The 24,395-nt window shown below is 71.1% G+C and carries 21 protein-coding genes; 9 read left to right on the top strand and 12 right to left on the bottom strand.

Going from position 1 to position 24,395, the window contains the following annotated elements; genetic code table 11:
• Positions 1 to 3 precede the first annotated feature (3 nt).
• The 9 genes from FHT37_RS23745 to FHT37_RS23705 all read right to left on the bottom strand — a co-directional run bounded on the left by FHT37_RS23745 (position 4) and on the right by FHT37_RS23705 (position 9,928).
• The gene (locus tag FHT37_RS23745) at positions 4 to 999 is read right to left on the bottom strand and encodes an acyltransferase (protein WP_183485295.1); all 996 of its coding nucleotides are present in this window, start codon (positions 997 to 999) and stop codon (positions 4 to 6) included.
• Positions 996 to 2,501 carry an O-antigen ligase gene (locus FHT37_RS23740; RefSeq protein ID WP_183485292.1) on the bottom strand — a complete coding sequence of 502 codons (1,506 nt, stop codon included), beginning with the start codon at positions 2,499 to 2,501 and terminating at the stop codon, positions 996 to 998. Before FHT37_RS23740 ends, FHT37_RS23745 begins: the two co-directional genes overlap by 4 nt.
• The gene (locus tag FHT37_RS23735; protein ID WP_183485289.1) at positions 2,498 to 3,268 is read right to left on the bottom strand and encodes an exosortase C-terminal domain/associated protein EpsI; all 771 of its coding nucleotides are present in this window, start codon (positions 3,266 to 3,268) and stop codon (positions 2,498 to 2,500) included. The genes FHT37_RS23740 and FHT37_RS23735 overlap by 4 nt, the downstream gene beginning before the upstream one ends.
• Positions 3,265 to 4,188 (bottom strand): exosortase B, encoded by a 924-nt coding sequence (gene xrtB / locus FHT37_RS23730; RefSeq protein WP_183485287.1) that lies wholly within the window; start codon positions 4,186 to 4,188, stop codon positions 3,265 to 3,267. Before xrtB ends, FHT37_RS23735 begins: the two co-directional genes overlap by 4 nt.
• Positions 4,189 to 4,309: 121 nt before the next feature.
• Positions 4,310 to 5,233, bottom strand: coding sequence for a polysaccharide biosynthesis tyrosine autokinase (locus tag FHT37_RS23725; RefSeq protein WP_091721508.1), 924 nt, complete (start codon positions 5,231 to 5,233; stop codon positions 4,310 to 4,312).
• Positions 5,233 to 6,648 (bottom strand): chain length determinant protein EpsF, encoded by a 1,416-nt coding sequence (epsF, locus tag FHT37_RS23720; protein ID WP_091724972.1) that lies wholly within the window; start codon positions 6,646 to 6,648, stop codon positions 5,233 to 5,235. Before epsF ends, FHT37_RS23725 begins: the two co-directional genes overlap by 1 nt.
• 41 nt (positions 6,649 to 6,689) lie before the next feature.
• Positions 6,690 to 7,565 carry a polysaccharide export protein EpsE gene (gene epsE, locus FHT37_RS23715; RefSeq protein ID WP_147241812.1) on the bottom strand — a complete coding sequence of 292 codons (876 nt, stop codon included), beginning with the start codon at positions 7,563 to 7,565 and terminating at the stop codon, positions 6,690 to 6,692.
• Complete coding sequence (locus FHT37_RS23710; protein WP_310739778.1) at positions 7,565 to 8,851, bottom strand: EpsD family peptidyl-prolyl cis-trans isomerase; 1,287 nt, start codon at positions 8,849 to 8,851, stop codon at positions 7,565 to 7,567. Before FHT37_RS23710 ends, epsE begins: the two co-directional genes overlap by 1 nt.
• A 21-nt stretch (positions 8,852 to 8,872) precedes the next feature.
• On the bottom strand, positions 8,873 to 9,928 hold the full coding sequence (locus FHT37_RS23705) for an AraC family transcriptional regulator (RefSeq protein WP_183485284.1): 1,056 nt from the start codon (positions 9,926 to 9,928) through the stop codon (positions 8,873 to 8,875).
• A 119-nt stretch (positions 9,929 to 10,047) separates the two neighbouring features.
• Here FHT37_RS23705 and FHT37_RS23700 point away from each other — a divergent pair, with 119 nt between their 5' ends.
• Positions 10,048 to 11,292 carry an MFS transporter gene (locus FHT37_RS23700; protein ID WP_183485761.1) on the top strand — a complete coding sequence of 415 codons (1,245 nt, stop codon included), beginning with the start codon at positions 10,048 to 10,050 and terminating at the stop codon, positions 11,290 to 11,292.
• Between the two features lie 33 nt (positions 11,293 to 11,325).
• Entirely contained in the window at positions 11,326 to 12,369 is a 1,044-nt protein-coding gene (locus FHT37_RS23695) for an NADP-dependent oxidoreductase (RefSeq protein ID WP_183485281.1), read from the top strand.
• A gap of 82 nt (positions 12,370 to 12,451) precedes the next feature.
• On the opposite strand, the gene FHT37_RS23690 is transcribed toward FHT37_RS23695, so the two are convergent.
• The 3 genes from FHT37_RS23690 to FHT37_RS23680 form a co-directional block, all read right to left on the bottom strand.
• Positions 12,452 to 14,008, bottom strand: coding sequence for a methyl-accepting chemotaxis protein (locus FHT37_RS23690; RefSeq protein WP_183485278.1), 1,557 nt, complete (start codon positions 14,006 to 14,008; stop codon positions 12,452 to 12,454).
• A 316-nt stretch (positions 14,009 to 14,324) separates the two neighbouring features.
• Positions 14,325 to 16,238 (bottom strand): diguanylate cyclase domain-containing protein, encoded by a 1,914-nt coding sequence (locus tag FHT37_RS23685; RefSeq protein WP_183485275.1) that lies wholly within the window; start codon positions 16,236 to 16,238, stop codon positions 14,325 to 14,327.
• 35 nt (positions 16,239 to 16,273) lie between these two features.
• Positions 16,274 to 16,699, bottom strand: coding sequence for a response regulator transcription factor (locus tag FHT37_RS23680; RefSeq protein WP_175538162.1), 426 nt, complete (start codon positions 16,697 to 16,699; stop codon positions 16,274 to 16,276).
• 310 nt (positions 16,700 to 17,009) lie between these two features.
• On the opposite strand from FHT37_RS23680, the gene FHT37_RS23675 reads away from it, so the two are divergent.
• The 7 genes from FHT37_RS23675 (at position 17,010) to FHT37_RS23645 (ending at position 24,394) form a co-directional block, all read left to right on the top strand.
• Entirely contained in the window at positions 17,010 to 19,085 is a 2,076-nt protein-coding gene (locus FHT37_RS23675) for a CocE/NonD family hydrolase (protein ID WP_183485261.1), read from the top strand.
• Positions 19,086 to 19,272: 187 nt separating this feature from the next.
• Complete coding sequence (locus FHT37_RS23670) at positions 19,273 to 19,827, top strand: hypothetical protein (RefSeq protein ID WP_183485248.1); 555 nt, start codon at positions 19,273 to 19,275, stop codon at positions 19,825 to 19,827.
• Positions 19,828 to 19,836: 9 nt separating this feature from the next.
• A complete protein-coding gene (locus tag FHT37_RS23665; RefSeq protein WP_183485245.1) occupies positions 19,837 to 20,232 on the top strand; it encodes a hypothetical protein in 396 nt (131 codons plus the stop codon).
• Positions 20,233 to 20,308: 76 nt separating this feature from the next.
• Positions 20,309 to 20,788, top strand: a complete 480-nt coding sequence (locus FHT37_RS23660; protein WP_255489949.1) for a hypothetical protein — start codon at positions 20,309 to 20,311, stop codon at positions 20,786 to 20,788.
• On the top strand, positions 20,785 to 21,729 hold the full coding sequence (locus FHT37_RS23655; protein WP_310739776.1) for a DUF2145 domain-containing protein: 945 nt from the start codon (positions 20,785 to 20,787) through the stop codon (positions 21,727 to 21,729). The genes FHT37_RS23660 and FHT37_RS23655 overlap by 4 nt, the downstream gene beginning before the upstream one ends.
• A 222-nt stretch (positions 21,730 to 21,951) precedes the next feature.
• The gene (locus FHT37_RS23650) at positions 21,952 to 23,130 is read left to right on the top strand and encodes a glycerophosphodiester phosphodiesterase (RefSeq protein ID WP_183485242.1); all 1,179 of its coding nucleotides are present in this window, start codon (positions 21,952 to 21,954) and stop codon (positions 23,128 to 23,130) included.
• A 67-nt stretch (positions 23,131 to 23,197) separates the two neighbouring features.
• Positions 23,198 to 24,394 carry a hypothetical protein gene (locus tag FHT37_RS23645; RefSeq protein WP_183485239.1) on the top strand — a complete coding sequence of 399 codons (1,197 nt, stop codon included), beginning with the start codon at positions 23,198 to 23,200 and terminating at the stop codon, positions 24,392 to 24,394.
• Position 24,395 lies beyond the last annotated feature (1 nt).

Here is a 24,395-nt window from a genome sequence, read left to right as displayed (position 1 = left end):
CCCTTAAACACTACGAACCGCGTCATTGGACATCCTCAGCCGGTGGCCCATCGCAATAAAGTGTCGCTCGAAGTAAAACGTCGACAGGTGCGCGAGCAGGAAGACCGCCGCCAGCAGCAGCGGTCGCTTGAGGTACTTTTCGGTGACATCGCCGCTGCCCAGCCAGGTGTGCTCCAGCGGCACGTGCAGCACGTACACCGCGAAGGACACCGTCGCGAGGTAGGTCCAGAACGGGCGGGACAGGACGGCCGCCGCCGCCGATCGCGGCTGGCACAGCAAGGCGCCGGTCAGGCACAGCACGGCATAGGGCCGCAGGAAGGACGCGACGTTGCCGTCGACGTTGTAGCAGGCCAGGCACAGCAGCGCCGCCGCGCCCCACAGCACGACGGGACGTTCGAAGAATCCGATCGCCTCGCGCCGGCTCGGCGAGTGCAGCAGGATCGCCAGCACGAAGCCCGCCAGGATGTCGTCGATGCGGTACCAGGTGATGCTGCCGCTGTAGCCGCTCATGTACACGCGGTAACCGGTCACCGCCACCAGCAGCGCTGGGACCAGCACCCGCGCCACGCCGGGACGGAACACCAGCAGCGCGGTGGCCAGCGCATAGAACTGCAGTTCCACGCACAGGCTCCAGTAATGGTCCAGCGGCACCCGCATGCCGGCGTCGCTGAGGTTGGCGTAGAACAGCAGGTGCGCGGCCAGCGTCGAGGGCTCGAAGTGCCAGATCGCCGCGACCACCACCGCCACCAGCCAGGCCAGCGGCAGGATGCGCAGCAGCCGCTTGGCGACGAACTCCAGCGGGTGCACGTGCACCAGCACCTGCCTGCCGATGAAGTAGCCGGACAGCACGAAGAACAGCGCCATGCCCAGCATGCCGACCGATTCGTTGAGCCGGGGCCGCAACGCGTTGAGCGGCAGCCAGTGGGCGACCAGCACGGTCGCGATGCTCAGCCCGCGCACGCCGTCCAGGACCGCGGACCGGGTGCCGACGGCGCTCATGCCGGCCTCACCGACCAGGGACGCGCGCGCCGGCCCAGTGTCCGCGGCGCCCGATGCCCGACATCGGGCCGGACGCGGCAGACGATGGCGCAGCCCGCGCCCATCACGAACCAGAAGAACCAGTTGAAGACGAGGTAGCTCAGCATGTTGTCCGACAGCGAGACCACCACGTAGCCGATGAGCAGCGCGATGAACATCGCCGACAGCAAGGCATCGTCGCGGCGGAAGCGCCAGAAGATCTGCGCCGCGCGCAGGTACTTCCAGTAGTAGGTGGCCAGCCCCACGACGCCGACGTCGAACAGCATCTGCACCGCCACGCTGTGCGCGCCGGTGGTCATGCCGCCGCTCAGGCTGAAGAAGGTCGGCGAGTTGAAGAAGAAGCCGCCCGAGCCGTAGCCGAACAGGTAGCGGGCCGGCGCCATCCAGCTGACGGCATCGGCCCAGAGCACGCGGCGCCAGGTGAAGGAGTTCAGCTTGGCGTACTGCACCACCACGTTGCCCTGGCCGATGTCCAGCACGCGGTCCCGGATGTCGGGCACCAGCAGCGCCAGCAGCGGCACCAGCAGCAGATAGAGCAGGAAGCGGCGCTCGAAGAGCAGCCCGTACAGGAAGAACATCGCGCCGGCGGCCATCCAGGCGCTGCGGGTCTTGGTCGCCGCCAGCAGCGCCAGCAGGACCAGCAGGTAGCCCGCCATGGCCAGCCGCGTGGCGGTGGTGGTGGTGGCGAGCGTGCGGGCGTTCTTCCACAGGTACAGCAGCACGCCCTGCATCAGCACCAGGTAGAAGGCCAGGATGTTGGGATGGGAGAACGGGCCCTTGTAGCGGCCCATGGCCGCGGGATCGTTGGTGACGTGCACGTCGCCGCGCGCGATCGCGATCAGCGTGTAGATCGCCACCGGCACCGAGGACCAGATGACCAGCTTCAGGATGCGGTCGAACGAACTCCAGTCGTCCACGACGTAGAAGGCCACCACGAACATCGCCATCGTGCTCAGCGTGCCGAGGAAGGTCCGCAGCTCGGGCAGCTTGTCCGGCGAATAGAGCAGCCCCACCGCCTGCATCGCGATGAAGGGCAGCCACACCATCCACGCCACGCGCGGGATGCGCCGCGGCTCGCGCATCCAGAAGACCGCCGCCAGCAGGATCACCGCCAGGTTCACCAGGCCGCCCAGCCCACCGAAGCTGGCGAAGCGCGCCTCCTCCAGCACCGGGTTGGCGATCGCGCGCAGCAGCAGGATGGTCAGCAGCAGCGCCTTTGGATTGGCCACGAACATGAAGGCGACGATCAGCGCCACCGGCAGCACGACGAAGAACACCGGCTTCTGCGCCACCATGTCGCCCATCACGACGCAGACCAGCCCCATCACCATGCAGCCCGCGGCCAGCGCCGCCGCCGCGAACAGGGTGCGCCAGCCCGGCCAGCGCGACGGGCGGTCGTTGCCGTAGGGATTCAGGCCCTGCGGCCGCGGGGTGCCCTTGAGCGGGCTGCTCGTCGCGCTCATCGGACCAGCATCCCGCGGGAGGGCGCCGGCACCGCCGCGACCAGCTCGGCCAGGAAACGCGCCATCAGGCGCTGCGAGCCCGGGGCGGCCGAGGCCTGCGCCAGGCGCTGCGACGCGCGCACCAGGATGCCGTCGGGAATGCGCCCGGCCAGCCCCTCGTTGAGGATGTACCAGCGCGCGCCCAGCCCGTCGCCCCCGTAGTTGTCGCCGATGCGGATCCAGTAGCGCACCGCCTCGAAACCACCGCCACGGGCCTCGGCCAGCAGCTCGGTCGTGGGCACGGGCCTGGCGCGGCCCTCGGTGGCGATCGGCGGGCCCGCCTCGACCCGGCGCAGCGCGAAGCCCTGCGCCGGATAACAGACCTCGGGACGGTGCACCTTGACGTCCTGGCGCTGGCGCTCGCCCCAGGCCAGCGCGAGCATCACCTGCTCGCCCTGGCCGTTGGCATAGGTCCGCATCACGGTCTGGTCGTAGGGCTGCTCCAGCACGGTCTCCACGCCCTGCGCCACGTCGACCTGCGTGGTCGCATCGGCGATCACGCGCCAGTCGCCGAAGGCCTTGGGCACGATGGCGTCCAGGCTGGGCGCGCCGGTCACGGCCTGCAGCCGCGGCGTGGCCAGCCACGCGCCGGCCGCGGCCACGCCCATCAGGGCGGCGCCGCCCAGGCAGGCGCGGCGCGACAGGCGCGGCAGCGCGTCGGCCGGGTCGGGCATGCCGGGGGCCACGCCTCGGGGCGTCGGCACGGGGGGATGCAGGGGCGTGCTCATCGCGCCGCCTCCCGACCGCGCAGGCGGTCCCAGCGCGCCGACAGGCCGCGCAGCAGGGTGTCCACGCCCACGATCAGCATCAGCGCCGTCAGGAACAGCGCCATGCCGGAGAACTCGTGCATGAAGCCCTGGCCGACGTCGTCGCCCAGGTGGTAGGTCAGCAAGGCCAGGATCAGGATGCGGATCACGTTGGAGCAGTAGGAAATCGGCACGATCAGCAGCGCCAGCGCGATGTTGCGGAACACCGATTCATGACGCACGACATTCATGTAGAGCAGGCCCAGGGCCTCCAGCGTGAACAGCGAGTTCAGGCCCGCGCAGGCATCCGCGACCATCAGCTGGTACGGGCCGATCTGCAGGATCACGCCGGCCCGGGCGATCGGGTAGCCCAGCGCGTACATGAGGGACTCCGCGCCCCAGGATGCGGCCAGCTTCATCGGCTGGGTGATGACGTCGACGATGGACGCCGGCAGCGGCACCGCGAACAGCAGCAGGAAAAACGCGAAGCCGTAGCGGCGCGCGATCGTCGGCCCGAGCAGCAGCAGCGCCAGGCCCAGCAGCACCGGCATCAGCGAGCCCATCTCCAGCAGCGCGATCGACTGCGAGCGGCCCAGCACGTAGCCCAGCAGCCCCAGCACGATCAGCGTCCAGCCGGCCAGGGGCGCGGGCCGCGGACGGAAGGACTGGCCCTGGCGCGCCATGCGCCGGGTCTGGAAATAGAAGTACCAGGCCGACAGCGCCAGCACGATCGGGCCGTGGGAATTGCGGTCGCCACGCCACGGGCCGCGCATGAAGTCGACGATCGTCGGCACGTAGAGCGCGACCAGGCCGATCGCCAGCGCGATCAGCGCGATCCGGTTGGCGGCCCAGAAGGCCGCGCCCGGGTGACCCGGCGCGCCGGGGAGGACGTTCTGCGACATGGTGTTCACTGCGATCCCTGCTGCTGATTCCGGACATGCGGCGGCGTGGCCTCGCGGCCGTGCCGGTGGTCGATGCTCGCGGCTCTGGCGGCCGCTGTGCCGTCTCGCCCGGGGCCCGGTGTCAGTACTGGTTCATCACGGTGCCCACGAGGGTCGTGGACACCCCGTCCAGGCTGTCGGTGAGGTCCTGCAGCGCGCTCACCCGCGACTGGTTCTGGCGCGCCAGGACCAGTGCCGCGCCGCAGCGCGACGCGACGATGGCCGCGTCCGCGCCGTACCGGCTCGCGGAGGTGTCCACCAGGACGTAATCGAACTTGCCCGCCAGCTCCCGCATCAGCATGCCGAACGCGGGGCGCTCGAGCAGCTCCACCGGGTTGGGCGGGACCGCCCCCACCGGCAGGATGAACAGGCTGTTCATGCCCTCCACCTGCTGGATCACGCGCGGCTCGCTGCGCCCGGACAGGATCGAGGACAGCCCGGCCTGGTTGCTGACGTCGAAGATCTCGTGCTGCCGCGGCCGGCGCAGGTCGGCGTCCACCAGCAGCGTGCGGCCGCCCAGCTGCGCCAGCGTCACCGCCAGGTTGGCGGTGAAGTAGCTCTTCCCGTCCAGCGTGTCCGGGCTGATCACCGCCAGCGCGCGGCGCGGTTCGCCCTCGCGATAGAGCCGCATCGTGATCTGGCTGCGGATGCCGCGGAAGACTTCCGACTGCGACGAGAACGGCTGGTTCAGGGCCACCAGTTCCGGGCTGCGGGTCTTGCGCTCGTTCGGGGCGTAGGGGTAGTGGAACTGCTTGGACAGCGCCTCCAGCACGTCCTCGGCGTTCGCGTAGCCCAGCGCCACGGCGGCCTCGCCGAAGCGGATGCCGCGCTCGCGCTGGTACTGCAGCACGCGCTCGACCTGGTCGGCGCTGAGGTTGCGGGTCTCGGCGATGATCGCGCCGATCGAGCGGTCGTGTACGCCGGCGCCGCTGCCGGAAGGCTTGTTCAGAGGTCCGTCCACGGGTTTGCTTTGCGCCAGGGGAATGGGTTCCTTGAGGTCCGACATCAGGCGGCTCCTCGACTCGCGGCGCCGGGTGCGCCAAGCAGTCGCCGCTCGGCGGACGGCAGCGCCTGCGCGCGCTTGCCCGGCGCGGGCAGCACGCCCAGCATCGGCAGCGGCAGCACGGCCATGACGTCGTCGGCGTCGCGCACCTTGCGGTCACGCAGTTCCAGCAGCAGCGCCAGGCCGATCGCCAGCACCAGGCCGGCCACGAAGGCCAGCGCCGTGTTCAGCGCCACGCGCGGCGAGGCGGGCTTGAGCGGCGGCGTCGCCTCGGCGAGCAGGTTCACGTTGCTCTGCGTCGACTGGCTCTCCAGGCTGGTCTGCGTCAGCCGGGTCGTGATGTTCTCGTAGGCGCGCTGGGCGCTCTCGACCTCGCGCATCAGGCCGCTGGCCTCGTCGCGCGCTTCCTTCAGCTTGATGACCTTGGCGCGCTGCGCCTCCAGCTGCGCGCGGGTCTCGGCCTCGCGCTGGCTGTTGATGGTGCTGGTCACCGCCACCGAGCCGGTCACGCGGCGGATTTCGGCGTTGAGCTTGGCGCGGGTGTCGGCCACCGAGGCCTTGGCCTCGATCACCTGGGGATGGTTGTCGCCGTAGCGCGTGCTGAGCTGCTGCAGGTTGGCCTCGGCACGGCTGACGTCGGCCTTGAGCTGCGACACCACCGGGTTGGCCAGCACGTCGGGCAGCTGGTCGCCGCCGCGCGCGGCCTGGCCGGAGCGGCTGCGCGACTCGGTCGCCAGCGAGGACAGCGCCACCAGCTGCGAGGACAGCTCGTTCAGGCGCGCGTTCTCGACGTCCAGGCGCTCGTCGGAGGCCAGGATGCCGTGCTCGCGTTCATAGGCGGAGAGCTTGGTGCGCGCCTGCTCCAGCCGGTCCAGCGCCGCCTTGGCCTGCTGGTCGAAGTAGCCGGCGTACTGCCGCGCGGGTTCGACGCGCAGGTCCAGCGTGGTGGCGATGTAGGCCTTGACGAAGGCATTGGCCATCTGCGCGGCGACCTGGGCCGACGGCGACCGGTAGTTGACCGTCAGCACGTTGCTTTCCTTGGAGGGCTTGACCTCCATGTTGGCCTGCAGGAAGGTGGCGACCCATTGCTCCATCGAGCCCTCGGCGCCCTGCGCCTGCCATTGCTCGCGCAACTCGGGCAGTTCGGTCAGGCGCAGGTCGCGCACGACGCGCAGCGCGACGCGATCGCTGGCGATCACGTCGACCTGCGTGTTCATGTAGGCCGGTGAGGCCATGCCGGGATAGATCAGGGCCGACACCGGGTCGGGCTTGGCGTCCACGACCACCGAGGCGCTGGCCAGGTAGCGCTTGGGCAGCACGAGGCTCACCCCGAGCGCCGTCAGCGTGGTCACCACGACCACCAGCAGCACCAGCTGCCAGCGGGCCAGGATGATCGACATCAATTTGCTGGGCGTCACCATGCACTCCTTCACCGGGACGGGTGCCCGGGGTTACTGCGTCAGAACAGGCTCTCGCGGACGAAGATCACGTCGCCGTCCTTGAGCGGCTCGTCCATGCCGGGCTTGATCTCCTGGACCTTGCCCGACGCATCCTTGCGGTGCACGCGGATGCCGCGGTCGGTGCCGCGCAGCGTCAGGCCACCGCCGGCGGCCAGGCCCTGCAGCAGCGTCATGCCGCGCTCCAGGCGGATCTGGCCGGGCTTCTGGACCTCGCCGTAGATGTAGATCATCGGGAAGCGCTCGACCCACAGCACGTCGCCGTTGAGCACCACCACGTCCTGCTCGCGGCCGTTGGGGCCGAACAGCGTCGGCAGGTCGACCTCGAGACGGAAGGGCTTGCCGCCGCGCTGGCCGGTCAGCACCAGCAGGTCGCCACCCGCGGGCGAGACGCCGCGCGCGTTGGCCAGCAGGTCGGTCAGGCGGGTGTCGGCGACTTCCAGCGGATAACGCCCCGGCTGGTTCACCTGGCCCAGCACGCTGGCCTGGTTGCCGGTGACCTTGAGCACCAGGATCGTCACCTGCGGCTGCTTGACGAAGTTGCCCTTGCGCAGGCCCTCGGCGATGCGGCTCTCGGCGTCGCTGACGGACAGGCCGCCGATGCGCACCACGCCCAGCAGCGGGAAGCTGATCGTGCCCGCCTCGGACACGCGCGTCTCCAGCGTCATGTCCGGGTTCTGGAACACGCTGATCTTGATCGCGTCGCCCGATCCCAGGCGGTATTCGGCGGCGGCGCCGGTGGACAGGCCGGTCGGCGCCGGCGCGTTGCCGGGACGGGCGGGCGTCTGGGCGACGGCGCCGGTGGCGAGCGAGACCGCCAGCACGGCCGAGACGGCCGTCGAGACGAGCGGGAGGATCGGGAAGCGACGCGTGTTCATCATTTGATGCCGAGGCCCTTGGCGAGTTCGTTGTTGTCCACCGGGCCGCTGGCGCCGGTGGGGCTGTCGGACGCGGCGGGCGCTGGGGCCGCCGCGGGCGGGGTGCCGGCGGGCGCGGAGGCCGCGGCCTCGGCGAACTTGCCGACGTATTCGATCTTGGCGTTGTCGCGCATGGACTTGATGTCCTTGGCGACCAGCTCGGCGCGGCGCTGGTTCAGCAGGAACATCTCGATCGACGCGCGCGCCTGCGCCTCGGTCGCGGGCTGGCGCTGCGAGCCGGCGAGGAACAGCACGGTGAGGCCATTGGGATGGCCGTTCATGATGAACTGGCCGTCCTTCAGGCGCGCGATGGCGTCGAGGTTGTTGAGCGGGATCTGCTCGGCCGAGCGCACCATCTGCGAGCCGACGAACTTGAAGTTGTCGGCCTTGAGCGCTTCGAGGAAGTCGGGGAGGGTCTTGGCACCCTGCAGCTTGGCGCGGATCGATTCGAATTGATCCGGCTTCGCCTCGATGTTGATTTCCTGCAAGTTGTAGATACGACGCTCGGCAAAAAGTGCCGGCTTGTCGTTGTAGTACTGCTTGATTTCCTGGTCGGTCGGCTTGGCCGCCGTCTCGCCCAGATGGTCAGCATAGGCCCTGGCGATGATCTCCCGCTTGGCGGTTTCGATCTGTTGCACCACCCGCGGATCGCGATCGAGCTTGAGGTCCTGGGCCTTCTGCACCGCCAGTTCCTGGTCGATCAGGCGCTCCAGGATCTGGCGCGACGCCGCGTCCACCTGCTCGGGCTTGATGTTGGGCTGGCGCTGCAGCACGAAGTTGATCTGGTGGACGGTGATCTCTTCCTTGTTCACCTTGGCCGCGGTCTGCGAGGCCTTCGCGCCGCTGCCGCCGCCGCAGGCGGTGAGCAGGATTGCGGCAAGAACGGCGGTGAAAAACGCGCCGACCGGAGCGGCGCGTCGCGCTGGAATACCGTGGACCCGAGTCCGCTTCACATGCATGTTTCGACCTTGTTTGTTGTGTCTGTCCCGCAGGCCTGTCGAGGGCGGCCAGCGGGCGCTCGCGAGCGGCGAGTGTAGCCCTGCACCATGACGGAACTGCCTCATTCCAGGGGGTCTGGAGGCCTTCATCCCGGGTTCGCAGGGGTCCATAGCAAGAATGGGTCCTGCCCTCGTCGCCATCGGCCTTCCGGCCCCCGCAAACAAGGGGGAGACGACCCGTAAAAACGCGGAGCGGCCGTCTTTGCAACCGCTTGAAAAACGCGCTTGAAAATGCAGGCCGCGCTTCACGCGGGCCTCACATCGCGGCGATCAGGTCGCGGCGCTCGCCGCGCTGCGCCGCAGCGCGCCGGGCGGCTGCCCGACGATGCGCTTGAAGGCGCGGCTGAAGGAGGCTTCCGAGTCGTAGCCGAGCCGGTCGGCCGCCACCGCCACGCGCATCCCTTCCTGCGCGATCCAGCGGCGCGCCTGGAACATCTTGACCTTGGCCACGTATTTGGCGGGGCTCTCGCCGACGGTGCGGGTGAAGGCCTCGGCGAAGCGCGAGCGCGAGGCGCCCATCAGCCCGGCCAGCTCGGGCACGCGCCAGTCGCGCTCCGGCTCGGCATGGATGGCCGCGATGACCTTGCCGATGCTGGGGCACTGCACCGCGGCGATCCAGCCGCTGGCGTCGTTGCAGGCGCACTCGACCCAGGCGCGGATGATGCTGGCGGCCAGCACGTCGGCCATGCGCGCCAGGATGCCGCAGGCGCCGATGCGGTCCATCGCCACCTCGCGCTCCATGGCCTCCAGCAGCGCGGGCACGGTCGGGTCGCGGCGCGCCAGGTCGTTGGCGCGCATCGCGTCCGGCATCATCGCCAGCAGCGGATGCAGCGGGTCCAGGTTGAAGCGCATCGCACCGCAGAACATCACGTCGACCGGCTCGGCGGACGGCATCGCCTTGGCCGCGGCCTCGGCGCCCACCAGGTAGATGTCGTCGGCGACGGCGCGGCGCGACAGCGAATCGACCTCCACCGTCGGCAGGTCCGGCGCGCTCGCCAGCACGTGCGCGCTGCCGCGCGGCAGCAGCACCGCGTCACCGGCATTGAGCCGCACCCATTCGGTGCTGCCGCCGGTCTTCAGCCAGCAGCCGCCGCGCGCGACGAAATGGAAACGCGCCTCGGCCCGCGCCGGAAAGGCGACGGCCCAGGGCGCGCGCAGCAGGCAGCGGCCGTACTCGACGCCTTCCAGCCGCAAGCCCAGCAGGATCTGCGTCAGCAGGTCGGCCGGCTTGAGCGGCGTGGGCGGCAGCGGCCCGGTCACGGGAACGTGAACCGGGGCATGACGGGGGGCATGGACGGCGGCAGCGCTGGAGGATTCGTCAAGCATTTCGGCTCTTCCGTCATGGAAACGCCGGGATGCTATCCGTAAGCTGAAAGCCATTGCCACTGACCCGTCTCTGCACCGTGTCTTCCTCCTGCACCGACTGCCTCGATCCGCACGCGCCCCTGTCGCCCACGGCGGCTTCATCGGCCCCATCAAGCTCATCCACCGCCTCCCCGGCCTCCCCCTCCCCGTCGGCCGGCGCGCCGCCGCTCGAGGACGACGCCCCGCACTGGCCGGCCATCGCCTCGCTGACGCTGGGCGTCTTTGGCCTGGTTACCGCCGAGTTCCTGCCCGCGAGCCTCCTGACGGCGATGGCCGCCGACCTCGGCATCAGCGCCGGCGCGGCCGGCCAGACGGTCACGGCCACGGCGCTGGTGGGCGCCGTCGCAGCGCCGTCCATCCCGCTGCTGACGCGGCGTTTCGACCGGCGCGCGGTCATGGTCGCGCTGACGCTGCTGCTGGTGCTGTCCAACCTGCTGGCGGTGACCGCGTCCTCGCTGGGCGTGCTGCTGGCCGCGCGGGTGATCCTGGGCGTGGCGCTGGGCGGCTTCTGGTCGATGGCCGCGGCGCTGGCGATGCGGCTGGTGCCCGAGCGCCTGTTCGCCCGCGCGATGTCGGTGATCCTGGCCGGCGTCTCGGTGGCGACCGTCTGCGCCGCGCCGCTGGGCGCCTGGATGGGTGAGGTCTGGGGCTGGCGCAGCGCCTTCGTCGCCGCCGGCGCGCTCAGCCTGGTGACGCTGGCGACGCAGGTCGCGACGCTGCCGGCGCTGCCGCCCAAGGACAACCCGGACCTGCGCGTGCTCGGCGAGCTGCTGACGCGACCCGGCGTGCGGGTGGCGCTGCTGGCGGTGCTGCTGGTGATCTCCGGCCACTTCGCCGGCTTCACCTACATCCGGCCGCTGATGGAGAACGTGACCCACCTGCCGGTGTCCGCGATCACCGCGATCCTGCTGGGCTACGGCATCGGCGGCTTCTTCGGCAACCTGGCCGGCGGCGTCCTGGCCGAGCGCAGCGAGCGCCGCGCGATCGTCGCGGGCGGCAGCCTGATCGTGGTGCTCGCCGCCAGCCTGCTGCTGGCCGGATCGTCGACCTGGGTGACCGCGGTGGCGGTGGTGCTGTGGGGCTTCGCCTTCGGCGCCTTCCCGGTGGGCTTCCAGACCTGGATCGTGCGGGCCGCGCCGGACCAGGCCGAGGGCGCCGGCGGCCTGCTGGTCGCCGCGTTCCAGATCGCCATCGCCAGCGGCGCGATCGGCGGCGGCATGCTGGTCGACCACATCGGCGCGCTCGGCGGACCGACCTTCGCCGCCGCCGCGATCACGCTCGGCACCCTGCTCACGCTGCGCCACGGCCCGCGCGCCGCCGCCTGAGCGACGTCCTCACCCCTTTTGAAGGAATCCCGCATGACCACGCCCCTCAACCGCCGCATCGTGCTCGCCGCCCGCCCCGCCGGGTGCCCGGTGCCGGAGGACTTCCGCCTCGAGACCGTGCCCGTGCCGGCCCCCGGCGCGGGACAGGTGCTGCTGCGCACGCTGTCCCTGTCGCTCGACCCGTACATGCGCAACCTGATGGAGGAGGTCGGCCCCGGCTACGCGCCGCCGATCGGGCTGGGCGAAGTGCTGGTCGGCGGCACCGTCAGCCGCGTGGTCGAGTCCCGCCATCCGGACTGGCGCGCCGGTGAGCTGGTGCTGGCGAACGGCGGCTGGCAGGACTACGCGCTGTCGGACGGCCAGGACCTGGTGCCGCTGGGCGACATCAGCCGGCCCTCGCTGGCGCTGGGCGCGGCGGGCATGCCGGGCTTCACCGCGCAGGTCGGCCTGTTGGACATCGGCCGGCCCCGGCCCGGCGAGACCGTCGTGGTCGGCGCGGCGACCGGCGCGGTCGGCGCGATGGTCGGCCAGCTGGCACGGCGGGCCGGCGCGCGCGTCGTCGGCATTGCCAGCGGCGCGGACAAGGTCCGGCACCTGGTGGACACCTTCGGCTTCGACGCGGCGGTCGACCGGCGCGATCCGCGCCTGGCCGAGCGTCTGCGCGAGGCCGCGCCCGCCGGCATCGACGTCTACTTCGAGAGCGTTGGCGGCGCGGTGCTCGACGCGGTGCTGCCGCTGCTCAACCTCGGTGCGCGCGTGCCGGTGTGCGGCTTCATCGCGCATTACAACGAGGCGGGCAAGGACGAGGTCCCGGCGCAGGACCGGCGGCCGGCGCTGCTCGCGACGCTGCTGCAGAAGCGCGTCCGCATGGAAGGCTTCATCGTGCTGGACCATTACGGCGAAGGGCTGTCACGCTTCAAGGCCTTCCAGCGCGAGATGCTTGCCGCCATCGCGGCGGGCGAGGTCCGGGCGCTCGAGCACGTCATCGACGGGCTCGAACTCGCGCCCCGCGGCCTGATCGATCTGCTCGACGGACGGCACCTCGGCAAGGTCGTCGTGAACGTCGCCGCACCGTGACCGACGGACCGCGCTGACGGCCTTCAGCGCCTTCAGCGTCCTCGGCGCACAACGGGCGGGCGGCCCCGTCCGTGCGGCGGGCTCACTCCAGCCGGAACCGCGCCACCGACTGCACCAGCGCGTCGGCCTGCTGCCGCAGGCTTTCGGCGGCGGCCGCGGATTCCTCCACCAGCGCGGCGTTCTGCTGCGTCACCTGGTCCATCTGGCTGACCGCCTCGCCGACCTGGTGGACACCCTGCGACTGCTCGCGCGTCGCACTGCTGATCTCGCCGACGACGTCGGTGACGCGCCCGATGGCCGAGACGATCTCCTCCATCGTGGCGCCCGCCTCGGCCACCAGGCCGGAGCCCTGCTCGACGCGCTCGACGCTGGCGCCGATCAGCGTCTTGATTTCCTTGGCCGCCTCGGCGCTGCGGCCGGCCAGCGCGCGCACCTCCGACGCCACCACCGCGAAGCCCTTGCCGTGCTCGCCGGCGCGGGCCGCCTCCACGGCGGCGTTGAGCGCCAGGATGTTGGTCTGGAACGCGATCCCGTCGATGGTGCCGATGATGTCGGCGATGCGGCGGCTGCTCTCGTCGATGCCGCGCATCGTGTCGACGAAGCGCGCCACCACCGCACCGCCGCGCTGCGCCACCTCGCTGGCCGAGCGCGCCAGGCGGTCCGCCTGCTGCGCGTTCTCGGAGGTCTGGTGCACCGTCTCGCCGAGCTCGGTCATCGTCGCCGCCGTCTGCTCCAGCGCGCTGGCCTGTTCCTCGGTGCGCTGGCTCAAGTCGCTGTTGCCCATGGCGATCTGCGCGCTGGCGCTGGCCACCGACTCGCTGCCCTGGCGCACGCCACCCACCACCTGGCGCAGGCTCAGCTGCATCGCATGCAGCGCCGCGATCAGGCTGCGCTGGTCACCGGGACGCACGCGGATGTCGCCGCTGAGGTCGCCCTCCGCAACCTGCCGCACCAGCCGGGCCGCCTCGGCCGGGTCGCCGCCCAGCAGGCGCCGCACATGCCCCAGCAGCAGCAGCGCCAGGCCGACGGCCACCAGCACCGACACCAGCGTCAGCGACACGCTCCAGCCGCGCCCGGCCGCGTAGTCCGCCTCCGCGTCCTTGCGCGACTGCTCGCTGCCGGCGGCGTTGTAGTCGGCGCTGCGCTCGATCGCCCGCACCCAGGCGTTGAAGCTGCTGCGCGACTCGGCGCGGAAGAAGGCCCGCGCCTCCGCGTCGGAGTTCTCGCCGCGCGACAGATGCAGCAGCTTCTCCTGCGCCTTGAAATAGGTGTCGCGCGCGGCCACCACCTCGGCGTAGAGCCGGCGCTCCTCGTCGTTGGTGATGAAGGGCTGGTAGGCCTGCTCCGCGGCGGCCAGCTCCTTGCGGGCGTTGGCGATCGCGCCTTCGATCTGGGCGCGCTCCTGGTGGTCGTCGGAGAGCAGATGGTCCGGCTCCATGCGACGGATCTGGTTGGCCTTGACCCGGATGGCGGCCATGCTCTGGATGCTGGGCAGCCAGTCCTCCGCGATCTCGGTCGTGTTCTCGTGGACCCGGTTGAGCTGCAACAGCCCCATGCCGCCGACCAGCGCGCACAGCGCCACCAGCAGCACGAAGGACACGGTCAATTGCGTCGACAGACGCCAGGCGCCGATGTTCATGTGATCCCTCCTCCTCGGACAGACTGGATGAATTCCCCCCTGGCCGCGGGCGTGGGCTAGCCCCCACCCGCCGGGGGTGTTTCCCCCCACATCGGCAGATCCTGCCCGGAAGTTGAGCGCAAGGGGGCGTTGGCCGCCACGCCTGTCGCCCATCGGAGGGACCCGCCGCGTGATTGGAACGGGCGGCGCGGGGAACGCGGGCGACGCCACGGGCGCAACAGGCTGGACGGCGCCGCGCCGGACGCGCCACAGGCGCCGCACGCACCGGCCCAGCAGGCGCGCAGCACCGGCGCGGGGACACGCACGGCGCGCGGGCTCATGCCGCCACGGCCCATTCGGAATGCGCGTGGCCGGCGATCTGGATCTGACCCTTGCCGGTGCGCTTGACCGCGTACATCGATTCGTCGGCCGCGTGGAGCAGCTCGCGGCAGTTGTCGCCGCCGCCGCCGACCACCGCGCCGATGCTGGCGCCGACGGAGACCTTCTCGCCGCAGTCCAGCGTGATGCGGCGCTGGATCGAGAACAGGCAGCGCTGCAGCGTCTGCTCGACATCCTCCGGACGCGCGATGCCCGAGAGCAGGATCGCGAACTCGTCACCGCCCAGGCGGGCGACCACGTCGTTGCCGCGCACCAGGGTCTGCAGCCGCTGGCCGATCTCCATCAGCACCTCGTCGCCGGCCTCGTGGCCGTGCTGATCGTTGATCGCCTTGAAGCCGTCCAGGTCCAGGTAGCAGACCGCGAAACCGCGGCCGGTGCGGCGCGCGCCCTGGATGGCGTCGCCGACCTTCTCCTCGAACAGGCGGCGGTTGGGCAGGCCGGTCAGCACGTCGCGCAGCGCCAGGTGCTGGGCCTGCTCCTCGCTGCGCTTGAGGCCGTCGATGTCCACCAGCATCCACATCGATTCGGTCTCCGAGACGACGGTGCCGTGCAGGTCCACCCAGAACTCGCTGCCGTCCTGGCGGCGCATGCGCAGCTGCGTCTGGAAGCGGCCGCCGGCCCGCATCGTCGCCAGCGCGGTGTCGCGCACGCGGGCATGCTCCTGCGGGCTGAGGAACAGCCGGATGGCGGCCTGGCCGACCATCTCGCCGGGGCCGTAGCCGAACATGCGCTCCAGCGCCGGGTTGCTCCAGACGGCGTGGCCGTCGCGCACGCGCACCATGCCGATCAGGTCGTTCTGCAGCATCGCGTCCTGCTCGCGCGCCAGCTTCGCCAGTGCCTCCCGCGAGCGGCGCTCGCCGCGGTGGATGCGGTGGATGAGGCCGGAGGCGGCGGCCAGCGCCAGCGCCACCAGCGCCGCCAGCAGCGATTGCCGCACGAGCTGGGTGCGCCAGCCCGCCAGGAAGTAGTCGCTGCTCATGCCGGTGAACAGCGTCATCGAATACCCCGGCACCTTGCGGTAGGCGGTGATGCGGTCGACCTGGTCGATCGCCGTCGGCGTGATGTAGACGCCGCGTTCGGGGTTCTGCTCGAGCGAGCGCTGCGCCTGATCCGACAGCGACCGGGTGCCGAAGCCCTTGGTCGAGTTGGGTTCGCTGGCGGAGTAGCGCGCCACCAGGTTCATCGCCTCCGAGCGCAGCGACACCGCGCCGGACGGCCCCAGGGCCACGCCGCTGAAGCGGTCGACGAAGTGCTTGGCGGTGACGACGGCATAGACGATGCCGTCGAAGTTGCCGTCGTGGTCGATCAGGCGGCGGGCCAGGATGATGCACCAGTGGTTCTGGGCGCGACTGTTCAGCGGCTCGGAGATGACCATCGCGTCGGTCGCGCGGGCCTGCGAGAAATAGGCGCGGTCGCCCACGTTGAAAGGCCGCTCGCCGGGCATCAGGCCGGTGGTGACGGTGCCGTGGATGTCGGCGATGCGCAGCGCGGTGACCTGCGGCAGCAGGCCGCGCTGCTCCTGCAGCAGCTTGGCGACCATCGCCGCCTGGTCCGCCGACTGGCGCGCGCTGCGGTAGCGCAGCGCGATCGTGGCCAGCGCGTTGTCGGTGTTGCGCAGCTCGGCGTTGATCTCCACGGCCATGTTCTGCGCCAGGTTCTCGACCACGTCGCGGGCGCGGTCGGTCTCGGTCGCGCGGTGGCTCCAGAGGCTCAGCGCCGTCATCCCGACCAGCGCGACGACCACCAGCAGATTGCCGGCCACCAGCCAGGACGCCATGGCGCCGCGCGGCGACCAGGACAGCCTGGGCAGCGTCGGCAGCGGAATGCGGGGCAGCGTCATTGCGAGTTTCATGGCGGGTCCTCCCTGGTGGTCCGGGTCGCGCGGCCTCAGCCGACGGCGACGGCGCGGGGGCCGTCGCTGGTCGGGGCGTGCATGGGGGCGTTGGCCGCGCCGCGCTTGCACAGCTCGTGCAGGTCGCTGAGCAGCTGCTCGAAATCGAAGGCCTTGTCGTAGAAGGCATCGGCGCCGCGGTGGCGGCACAGGCCGGCGACGACGCCGGAGGATTCGCCGCTGAGGACGAAGACTCGGCCGGGGTAGGCCTGGCCGCGCAGGCGCGTCAGCACCGACAGGCCGCTGCCCTGCGCCAGGCGCAGGTCCAGCAGGACGACGTCGGGGGTGGTGGCCATCACGGCGTCCACCGCCTCGTCCTCGCCGGAGGCCTCGGCGACAACCGTCAGTCCCTCCAGCTTGAGGGCGCGGCGCACCAGCAGCTGGCGCACGGGAACATGGTCTTCGATGACAGCGACTTTCATGGACGCCATGGTCCGCTTCCGTCGCCGCCGGCGCCAGCAAGCGGCTGCCACTCCCCATGAACGCCGCTTGCCGCAGCTGCTGTAGGGACTTGCCCTACAGCACGGGCGCGGCGACGCCAGCCGACATCGCGACGGCGCGGTCGCGTGACATCCTTCGCATCCGAGGGCCCGGCGAGGCAAGCCGCATACCCACCGCCCTCCTGATTTCCCCTCCGTCCCGGCCACGGCGGCGGCCGGCATAGTCGCCGGCTCATGCCTCGCACAGAGTCGCCGCAGCGACCACCCGACCTCGGGATCACGGAGACAAGAGATGACCCAGGCCCACCCCACCCCGCGCCGCGCGGACCGTTCCTGGCGCGCGCGCGGCCGCGCGCTGCTGGTCGGGCTCGCCGCCGCCGGGGCGCTCCAGGCCGTCGCCCAGACGACGACGCTAGGCACGCGCGGCACGCTCGCCGCGCCCAATCCGGCAGTGACCGCCAATGCCGGCGCGGGCTGGCCCGCCACCGCCTACACCCGCGCTCCCGACCACCCGCGCGCCGTGACGCTGCCGCTGCGGTTCATCCAGCTCTCGTCGGGCAGGCAGCTGGCGGTGCTGGTGTCGATGCCGGCGGACTTCCTCGGCATTCCCCGGTCGGGCCGCTACCCGGTGGTGCTGACGCAGACGGCCTACCGCATCGACGTCGGCCAGTTCCTGGGCGTCTTCACCCCGGCCGGCGGCAACACGCTGCTGATCGGCGGCCTGGACCAGTTCATGGTGCGCCGCGGTTATGTCACCGTCGCGATCGACGCCCACGGCACCGGCATGAGCGGCGGCGTGACGCAGCTGATCGGCGAGGAGGAACAGCAGGCCTACCGCGAGGCGGTCGAGTGGGTGACGCGGCAACCGTTCTTCAACGGCAGCATCGGCGTGGCGGGCACGTCCTACCTCGGCATCAGCGCGCTGCTGACCGCCGGCCAACAGCACCCGGCGGTGAAGGCCGCCTTCGCGCAGGTGCCGATGGGGGACGCCTACCGCGGCGTCGCAGCCACCGGCGGGATGTTCAATGCGCAGTTCCTGAGCACCTGGCTGCCGCTGACCCAGTCGCTGAGCGTGGCCAACGCGCCGGAGCTGCTGCTCCATCCCTGGTACGCGAGCCAGATCAACGCCGCGACGGCGGACCATGTCGCCGCGATCGACGGCTGGTACGCGCCGACCTTCGACGGCTTCGTCGGTGGCGCGAGCGGCATCGCCACCGACGACGGTGGCTTCTGGGCCGGCCGGTCGCCGGTGGAGAGCGCCGGGAAGATCCGGGTGCCGACCTTCATCGTCGGCGCGTCGCTGGACATCTTCCAGCGCGACCAGCCGCTGCTGTACGAGCAGCTCAAGCGCAACGTGCCGGCCAAGCTGGCGATCCTGCCGGGGGCGCATCTGCAGTCCGTGCAGGCGGGCATCGGCGGCTATGGCGGCGCGCCGTCGTTCGGGCCGCCGAGCACGACCTCGCTGCTGCTGCAGTGGTTCGACCAGTACCTCCAGGGGCGCGAGACCGGCGCGCAGGCGCTGCCGACGGTGACGCAGTTCGTCGACGGTTATGGCGCCAGCGGCACACCGCGCTTCGCGACGGCGAGCGACTGGCCGCATCCGCGCATGGCGCCGCAGCGCTGGTACCTGCAGCCCGACGGCAGCCTGACCGCGCGCATCCCGGCGGAGGCGGCGGGGCGGACGCTGGCCGAGCCGCCGGCGCCGACCGCCACCCGCGGCACCGCGCTGGGGACGCTGTTCACCGCGAGCGTCCAGGTGCGCGACCACAGCGACTGCTCGGCGAGCCAGGTGCAATGGACCCTGGGCCTGGCGGGGCTGCTGCCGCGGCCGTGCTACTCGGACAGCGCGCGCGTCGAGTCGCTGCAGGGCGCGGCGGTCTTCGAGACCGCACCGATGGCGCAGGACCTCTACCTGAACGGGCCGATCCAGGCGGACCTCTGGATCTCGACGACGCGCACGCAGGCGGCGCTGTCGGTGCGCATCGACGATGTCGACCCGGCCACCGGCACGGTCAAGCCGCTGACGCACGGGCTGATGTCGGCCGCGCACCGGGCGGTGGACACGAGCCGCTCCCGCTTCGTCAACGGCACGATGATCCAGCCGTGGCACCCGTTCACCACGGCCGCGATGCTGCCGGTGGTGGCCGGCGAGCCGATGCTGGTGCCGGTGGAGGTGTTCCCGGTCGCGGCGCTGATCCGCGCGGGGCACCGGTTGCGCATTGCGATCAGCGCGAGCAACCAGGCCCAGGGCATCTGGCCGGCGCCGCTGCAGCGCCAGGCCGAGGGCAACCTCACGACCCTCCACGCAGGCCCGCTGCGGCCCTCGAGCGTCGTGCTGCCGGTGGTGCCAGCGGGCGAGCTCAACTGAGCATGCGGGTCAGGCGAGCCCTGACCCCGCGGCGTCCATCCCCACTATCGATATGCGTCGGGGGACCGACCTACTCGAACCGGCATCCCCCGACGATGCGCTCTTCCGAGGGAGTGAACTCGGCATCGCTCACCAGCAAACTGCAGGGCATTCGGGATGTCTTTGCAGTGGCGAAAGGATGAATGCGATGAGTGCAGTGATGGTTGATTTGCCAGAGCCGATGGCGCGCGAGGGGGCGCCGCCGGCACCCCGGCTGGATTTCTGGACCGCCGGGGTGGACGAGTTCGTGCACCACTTGAGGGAGCCGGAGACGCTGTTCAACGTGCCGTCCCCGCGGCTGGCGTCGAGTCGATACCCGGCGATCGGGCCCCACACCACCAAGGAATTGAAGCGCTACTTCCGTCGCTATCAGCGCCGATGCATGGATGCCTATGCCACCTTGCTCTACGCGGGAGGCCTGATGCAGCGGCGCGGCGTGCAGATCTGCAGCGGCCCGCTCGAGGTGCGCATCTGGTACGACGATTGCGACGACTGTTATGTCGACGTCATCGTCAGCGTGGACGCAACCCCGGAACGGGCCGCGGCGCTGAACGACGAGATGTACGGTTGCCCGGTTGGATATTTCGACATCACCTTCGAGTCGGTCGATGCCCCCAGGCCAGCCCGTTTTCATGGGCGCCTGCTGGCCGAGCTGTTCGACGACCTCGACGATGAGCCCGGAGCGTCCTTCGACGACGCATGAGGAGATCGCATGCCCATCGAAGCGAAGGACCTCAGCCGTCTCGCCGACGCCCAGGCCGCCCAGGCCGGCAATGAGGCGGGGCGCCGCTCGGCGATCTCACGGGCCTACTACGCCGCGTACCACCGATGTCGCCGCTGGGAACTGATGCTGCCTCATCGCGGCCGCGCGAAGCTTCCCGGCGGCGTCCATGATCGCCTGATACAGCGTCTTGACGCGCCGGACCGGCGATGCTGTGACGCACTCGCGGAGCGATCCCGCGCGCTGGCGAAGCTCCTCAAGCAGGAACTGGACTGTCGAGTCGCGGCGGACTATCACCTCTGGAAGACGATCGACGAAGATGCGGTGCGCGAGCAACTCGATGCCACTCGTCAAGTCTTCGCCAAGTGCGCTGCCCCTGACACCTGAAAGTCCGTCATCCCGTATGCTTGCCCCGGTCCGGCCGCCGATTCGCGGCCGGACCGACTTGCCCATGGACGGTCTTATGCGCCACAGCCTTTCCCGCTTCCCCCACCTTTCCCTCGCCCTTGCCGCCGCCGCGGCCACTGCCCTCATCACCACGCCCGCCCGCGCCGACAGCCTGGTCACCTCGGCCTCCAGCGCCGGCTCGGTGTCGTCGAAGCAGCTGTCCGATTCGATCGGCCAGTCGAGCGACAGCTCCAGCAAGGACCGCAAGGTCGCCGAAGGCGAATACAAGGTCCTCGCCGTCGAAGATGCCGCCGGCCGCGCCGACACGACGCGCCTGCACCTGCAGCCGGTGCGCGCCGAAGGCGGCACCGATTTCTTCCTCTACGTGCCCAAGCAGGCCGTCGCCGCCCAGCCGCTGCGGGTCGGCGACCATGTGCTGGCCCGCCAGCGTGACTACGGCTACGAGTTCGCCCGCGCCGAGAACCGCCAGGCCTTCCTGCTGGCGCTGCGCGACGACTGGCACCGCGAACTGGAATCCCATCCGGTGACCCTGTGACCCCGCGACGGCCGCGCCGCGCCGCGGTTCCCACCGCGGCCGGCCTCGGCCTGCTCGCCGCGCTGGCCCTCGGACTCACGCTCGTCACGAGCGCCCGCGCCGCGACCTTCTGCGACCGAGGCGGCGAGGTCCCCGCCACCGAGCAGGACCGCCAGCTCCAGGTCGTCGCGGTCGCGCGCCGCGAGCTGGTGGCCAGCGGCGTCGACGCCGCGCTGGTGTCGCGCTCCGGCACCGACCTGAGCCGCTTCCAACTGCAGTACTCCCACAGCGGCCTCGCGCTGAAGGACAGCCGCAACAGCCCCTGGTCGGTGCGCCAGCTGTATTACGCTTGCGACGAGTCACGGGCCCGGCTCTACGACCAGGGCCTGGCCGGCTTCCTGCTGAGCGCGGGCAAGACCGCGCCGATCAGGCTCGCCATCGTGACCCTGCCCGGCGAGGCCGGCAGCCGGCTCGCCGCGCGCGCCTTGGACAACCGCCTGGCGCTCGCGCTGCTGTCGCCGCGCTACAGCGCGAGCGCCTATGCCTTCGCCACGCGCTACCAGAACTGCAACCAGTGGGTCGCGGAGTTGATGGGCTTCGCCTGGCAGCCCCGCGAGGTCGACGCGTCGACGCCCGACCGCGCCCAGGCGCTACGCGCGCTGCGGGCGCTGGGCTACGACCCGACGCCGGTGGTCGTGCCGTCGCACGCGGTGATGTTCGCCGCCCAGTTCGTGCCGCTGATCCACAGCGACGATCACCCGCTCGATGACCTCTACGCGATGCGCCTGAAGGTCTCCACCCCGGCGGCGCTGGAGGCCTTCGTCCACCAGCGGGTGCCGCAGGCGCAGCGCATCGAGCTCTGCGCGACCGCCGGCGAGATCGTCGTGCGACGCGGCTGGCAGCCGCTGCCACCGGACTGCCGCGCCGCGCCAGGCGACGAAATCCTGCCCCTGGCCTCCTGAGCGCCAGCCGCTCAGCGCCCTCCCCCGCCCTCCTCCCTGTAAGACCTGTTTCAGGGGACTTCCCGCGGGTGGGGAGATCATCAAATCTTCATCCGTCAGCGCCTACCCTTCGAGCGCTTCACGTTTCGACCACGCGACCGTCACATCGGCCCGACAGCCTCTGCGCTGGCGGACCTTCGCGACTCGCCCCAACGACACCATCCGCTCGAAGGAGACCTCCGCATGAAGCTGCTCCGTTCCACCCTGCTCGCCGCCGTCGCGGCCGCCTCACTGGCGTCCACCGCCTGCGCGCACGAGGCCTACCACCCGCCGCGCGCCAAGGAGCCGCTGCTGATCGCGCACCGCGGCGCCAGCGGCTACCTGCCGGAGCACACGCTGGCCGCCTACTGGCTGGCCATCGAGCAGGGCGCGGATTACGTCGAGCCCGACCTCGTGCTGACCAAGGACGGCGTGCTGGTGGCGCGCCACGAGAACGCGATCGCGATCCTGAATCCGGACGGCTCGGTGCGCGAGGCGACGACCGATGTGGCGGAGCGGCCTGAATTCGCCTCGCGCAAGACGACCAAGAGCATCGACGGCGTGGCCATCACCGGCTGGTTCACCGAGGACTTCACGCTGGCCGAGCTCAAGACGCTGCGCGCCCGGGAGCGCATCCCGCAGATCCGGCCGGCCAACAGCCGCTTCAACGACATGTTCGAGGTGCCGACCTTCGAGGAAGTGCTGCAGCTGGTGCAGCAGGCCAACGAGCGCCGCCGCGAGGAGGCCAGCCGCGACGGCCGAGACGGCCGCTGGGGCCACCGCAAGGTCAAGCCGATCGGCGTCTATCCGGAGACCAAGCACCCGAGCTACTTCGCCGGCATCGGCCAGCCGCTGGAGGAGCCGCTGGTGCGCCTGCTCCACAAGTACGGCTACCGCGGCCCGGACGCGGCGGTCTTCATCCAGTCCTTCGAGGTCGGCAACCTGCGCAAGCTCAAGCGCATGACGCGCGTGCCGCTGGTGCAGCTGCTCAGCGCCACGGGTCAGCCCTACGACTTCACGCTCAGCGGCGACAAGCGCAGCTACGCCGACCTGGCCAAGCCGGCCGGCCTGGCCGAGATCTCCAGCTACGCGCAAGGCATCGGCGCCAACACCAACCTGATGATCCCGCTGGTGGCCGGCCGCCTGGGCACGCCGACGACGCTGGTGAAGGACGCGCATGCGGCGGGGCTGATCGTGCACGGCTGGACCTTCCGCGCGGAGAACAGCTTCCTGCCCAACGAGTTCGACAGCAGCGAGGACCCGGCCGCGATCGGCAACCTCGCCGGTCAGATCGATGCCTTCCTCAAGCTCGGCATGGACGGCCTGTTCAGCGACCAGTCCTTCCTGGCGCGCAAGGCGATCGACGCGTACGTGAAGCGCTGAGGACGGGCGCGGCGGGGGCGTCGCGGCACTTCGCTAGACTCCCTCCATTCCACTGGAGCCGTCCCGCATGTCCGCCCCCGCGCCCCTGCTGCTGCCCCCGCCCGAATTGAAGGGCGTCGACGAGGTCGTCGCCGACCCCTTGCGCTTCAAGGCCAAGCTCGCCATCGGCGAGGCGGCCTATGCCTCGCTGCGCATGATCAATCGCGGCCGCGAGGTGTGGGACGTCCTCGGCGCCGCCGGCGCGGGCGCGGCGGTCGCCAAGACCGGCATGGTCGCGTCGCTGCTGGGCGCGTCGGCCACGCCGATCGGCTGGGTGGCCTTCGCGGCGCTCGCCTCGGGCGGCGCCTGCTACGGCATGTACCGCCTGCTGAGCTCGACCAAGGGCGACCGCGTCATCGAGATCCCCAAGTACCTCAACACCCCACTGGACACGCTGGGCCTGGCGCTGTTCGACCTGATCGCGCCGCTGTCGTTGCGGCTGGCGGCTGTCGACGGTGCCATCGAGGCCGCCGAGCGCCAGTACCTGGTCGACCACCTGATCGACGACTGGGGCTTGAACCGCGCCTTCGTCGAGCAGTCCGTCGCCGCCGTCGAGGCGCGGCTGGGCGGCAGCGATCTGGCCGCGATGGCGGCCGAGGGCGCCGAGTTCCTGCACCTGAATCCCGACTGCAACCATGCCGCCATCGCCAAGGACCTGGGTGTCTTCATGCGCGGCATGCTCGAGGCCGGCGGGCCGCTGACGCCGGCCGAGGCCGAGGCGCTCGACACCGTCGTGCGGCTGCTCGCCACCGCGCCGCCGGGCGAGCTCTCCAAGCGCTGGAACCAGACCATGGGCCTGGCCGGCGGCGCGGCGGGCCAGGTGCGCACCGTGCTGGTCGACGCCGCCGACTGGACCCAGCAGCGCCTGCCCAGCGCCGACCAGGTGCGCGCGACGACGGCCACCGCCGCGACGACCGCCTGGGACGCCGCGCGCAAGGCCGCGGACTGGACGCAGCAGCAGCTGCCGACCATCGACCAGGTGCGCGCGCAGGCCGGCGACGCCGCCACGCAGGCGGCCGACGCGGCGCGCAAGGCCGCCCAGTGGACGCAGGAGCGGCTACCCAGCGCCGAGCAGGTCCGCAGCACCACCGCCGAGGCCGCCAACCAGGCCATGGGCGTCGCGAAGAAGGGCTTCGCCTGGGCGAAGGACCTGACGACGCGCGCGCCGGAGGCCCCCGGCGCCGATCAGCTGCCGCGCGGCGACGTGCCGCCGGCCAAGCGTTAGG

Source organism: Mitsuaria sp. BK037 (assembly GCF_014193045.1).
GTDB lineage: Bacteria > Pseudomonadota > Gammaproteobacteria > Burkholderiales > Burkholderiaceae_C > Roseateles.
Note: the sequence above shows the minus strand (reverse complement) of the source record. Positions and strands in the feature narration are given on the sequence as shown.